A 3,073-nucleotide genomic window follows, 5' to 3' on the forward strand; every position below is an offset into this window, starting at 1 on the left:
TCAAGTTTCCTTGTTTCCACCACCTCCAGGCAGTTCGATAACTGATTCCTGCTTTTTTGGCATAGTCTGAGAGTTTCATGTCTATATATTACCCAACATGACTACATCTGACTATATTCTTATTGAAACTTTACAATACCCGTTCACAAATACTGTGGTCGAGGTGATTAAAGCCAGAGGTGACAAAGGCTTTAGCCCTGCGATGGTTGGTCAATACTGGCAGCTAGATCGGCTCGAACAAGAGGGCTACACTGTCCACATTCAGGAGGGATGGCACACATCCAACCTGAGAAAATACCTCGGTTTACCCAAAGCCAAAAACAAAGCAGAAGAGTCACCCGCCGCCCACGCTGTTGATGGTATCTGCCTCGCCACTTCCCGGTTTATGCGATATCGCCAAATCAAGGGTAGAAGCGGTACTTGGCTAGGGTTTATTGAAGTAACACCATGCCAGTTTGCCGTGATTAGTCGCCCTCCGGTATGCCGTCGTCAACTACACCTAATGATTCCCAGCAAAGGAGGGAAACGACGCAGGTATGGCGGAACAGTTACCTGTCACGGTTTTAGAAAAGGTGATTACGTCAAGGCTATTAAAGCGGGTATCACCTACTATGGCTACGTTTCTGGTGATACTAAAACCCAAGTTTCAGTTAGTGATTCTAACTGGAAACGGTTAGGACAATTCACCGCCAAAAAAGTCCAATTGTTGCAGCGAAACACCGGATTGGTGTCAACAGTTGGACTGTCAAACCTTACCGCGTCGAGCGGTGCGGTTTGACCTCTATCCCTCTCCGACCTGCTTTCGCGCTCGGTCGGAGTCTCACGAGGTCAAGATGAACTCTTTGGAATTCGACCGAGAAGCTGACCGGATGGCGAGAGCAATCATGACTCGCAACAGCCAAATTGGGTCAGCCCTTATTGCCGATTTAACGACCAAACTGACCCTTGAATATATTGCGGCGGTATTGGTTGTCAGTATTGAACGTGTGATTTGGTTTGAGCCAGACTCAGTTATTTGGGCTGTTGAAAACCTTATTCCTGCGGACATCATGCAGGAAATTCACAGAATTACTTCATTTACTCTCTATAAACAGTGGGTGCTCAAAGGATACGTACCAGGAACAGATTTGAGTGTTGATGTTAGCGGCAATGTGATGCTAAATAATCCACTCAAAAAAGCGGCTTAAAGACGTAGGGTGGGTAATACCCACCCGACAATCTAGGAGATAGACTATGCCAGCGCAATCTAAAATTTCTAGAGAGACATCAAAATTCAAATCTTACGAGTTTGCAGTGGGTATTACCTACTAGCGTGGCACACCTTATTTGATGAATTAGAATGAGAGCCCGGACACTGTAGGGGCGCATGGCGTGCGCCCGATTCAATGGTAAGATCTATTCAATTTTAGCTGTGTCAAGCCAGTAGGTTGGGTTGGCGCATGTTACTAGGACAGCATCTAGGGCTAAAGCCCTGACTACAAGCCTACTATCCCAGATGAGACACTGCCAATCCTATACTGTCGCTGTATTCCACTTCAGATAAGGCAACTTCATCGCTGTCTCCCGAATTTGCTCAACTTGCTTCACCAGTTGTCCACAACTATCCCAAGTTCCTGTAATCAGGGTTTGCCTTACCCCTTCAGGCATGGATACAGAGGCTTGGAAGTCACCACACCGAACCTCCATTGATTCTAAATCTACCGTTATCGGCGCTTGAGGATTCTCTTCCAGAATTCTCTGTAACTGCTTCACGGTTTCCGGTTCAGCCGTAACACAGGGAACCCCCATTGCCAAACAGTTGCCAAAGAAGATTTCAGCAAAACTTTCACCGACAAGGGCTTGTATGCCCCATTTTTGCAAAGCTTGAGGCGCATGTTCCCGCGAAGAACCACAGCCGAAGTTACCGTTAACCACTAAAATATTTGCCCCTTGATACTGAGGGCGGTCAAACGGATGTTGCCCTTTTGCCTGGGCGCGGTCATCGGCAAAGGCTTTGTCTCCTAATCCTTCAAAGGTAACACAGCGCAAATAGCGAGCGGGGATAATTCTGTCGGTATCAATATCATTACCCACAACGGGAACGCCTTGTCCTGACACGGTTTTCACTTGACTCATGAATTCACTCCTTTTTTTCTACTAACAAAATATATCTCCATTTTCGCTAAGGGTGAGCAAGAGTAGGCGATTCGCCACTACCTGATCCTATGCAGCTACTGTCATTCATTCCTAATTTTCATAGAGAAGGCGATTGAGAATTTCTTGTCCTGCGGGATTGAATACCTGAAGACGAATAATTCTTGGATCATTGGGTCGCCATGCAACTTGATACTGATAATCCCCGTTTTGCCAAATATAAAGGCGGCGTTGAGGATTTCCCCGTACTTTCGCACCTCTGAGGATCAAGTTATCACCGGTTCGTTGATTGGTACCGTAGTAAGTGAGGGCGTTGTTGCTATAGTTAATTGTGACCGACCATTCACCACCCTCGAATGTCCCCAGAGGAACCCTGGCTTGGGCGACGACAGGTGTTTTAATCATAATCTCGGTAACTGTCGGCGCAGATAAACCGAGAATGGTAGCAAGCGCGATCGCTCTTAGGTTCATAGTATTCCCTCCGTTGCTGTAACATAAGCCGGAAACGCAAGTTCCGGCTAAAACGGTTAACTATAATTAAATTTCAACCCGTTTTAACTGAGATCTGGCAAAATTGGTAATACACCCCCAATGACTCGCTCGGTGGGCAAAAGCAACTAACTCTAATATAAGCGTTTCCCGCGTTATAATACTTACCCACGATGGCGGCGTGACCCAGCTAAAATGGTGGCATTAGATTTGACGATTAAATCGGGCGCACGCCGTGCGCCCCTACGGTTTCCGGGCTAATGCTTAATTCCTCAAATTTGGCTCAAGCTTACTCCATTAAAGTCTTTGAACCGTTCCTAAAATTCCCGACAAAACCTGACATCTCAAAAAAGAGACAGTTGGGTATAGGTGGGAGACGTTGACCGAACAGCGTTGTCAACTGGTGCTGAGGAATCCCGCCTCAGTCTAGAAGTGCCTTGTGGCTTCCCAA

At 46.7% G+C, this 3,073-nt stretch carries 4 protein-coding genes and 1 pseudogene; 2 read left to right on the top strand and 3 right to left on the bottom strand.

Going from position 1 to position 3,073, the window contains the following annotated elements:
- Positions 1-79 (bottom strand): annotated as a pseudogene (locus RIM23_RS02715) (IS607 family transposase); the annotation flags it as partial.
- 18 nt (positions 80-97) lie between these two features.
- Between RIM23_RS02715 and RIM23_RS02720 the strand changes: the two are divergent.
- Entirely contained in the window at positions 98-778 is a 681-nt protein-coding gene (locus RIM23_RS02720; RefSeq protein WP_446364238.1) for a hypothetical protein, read from the top strand.
- A gap of 55 nt (positions 779-833) precedes the next feature.
- Positions 834-1,187, top strand: a complete 354-nt coding sequence (locus RIM23_RS02725) for a hypothetical protein (protein ID WP_446364240.1) — start codon at positions 834-836, stop codon at positions 1,185-1,187.
- A 325-nt stretch (positions 1,188-1,512) separates the two neighbouring features.
- On the opposite strand, the gene leuD is transcribed toward RIM23_RS02725, so the two are convergent.
- Complete coding sequence (gene leuD / locus RIM23_RS02730; protein ID WP_446364242.1) at positions 1,513-2,115, bottom strand: 3-isopropylmalate dehydratase small subunit; 603 nt, start codon at positions 2,113-2,115, stop codon at positions 1,513-1,515.
- A 111-nt stretch (positions 2,116-2,226) separates the two neighbouring features.
- A complete protein-coding gene (locus RIM23_RS02735; protein WP_446364244.1) occupies positions 2,227-2,604 on the bottom strand; it encodes a hypothetical protein in 378 nt (125 codons plus the stop codon).
- Between the last annotated feature and the right edge of the window lie 469 nt (positions 2,605-3,073).

This window comes from Coleofasciculus sp. G3-WIS-01 (assembly GCF_040223135.1).
Taxonomy (GTDB): Bacteria; Cyanobacteriota; Cyanobacteriia; order Cyanobacteriales; family Coleofasciculaceae; genus Coleofasciculus.

What these genes read in the sequence shown, in the direction of transcription:
- RIM23_RS02735 (WP_446364244.1), bottom strand. Translation starts at nt 2,604, where the DNA reads ATGAACCTAAGAGCGATCGCGCTTGCTACCATTCTCGGTTTATCTGCG.
- leuD (WP_446364242.1), bottom strand. Translation starts at nt 2,115, where the DNA reads ATGAGTCAAGTGAAAACCGTGTCAGGACAAGGCGTTCCCGTTGTGGGT.
- RIM23_RS02720 (WP_446364238.1), top strand. Translation starts at nt 98, where the DNA reads ATGACTACATCTGACTATATTCTTATTGAAACTTTACAATACCCGTTC.
- RIM23_RS02725 (WP_446364240.1), top strand. Translation starts at nt 834, where the DNA reads ATGAACTCTTTGGAATTCGACCGAGAAGCTGACCGGATGGCGAGAGCA.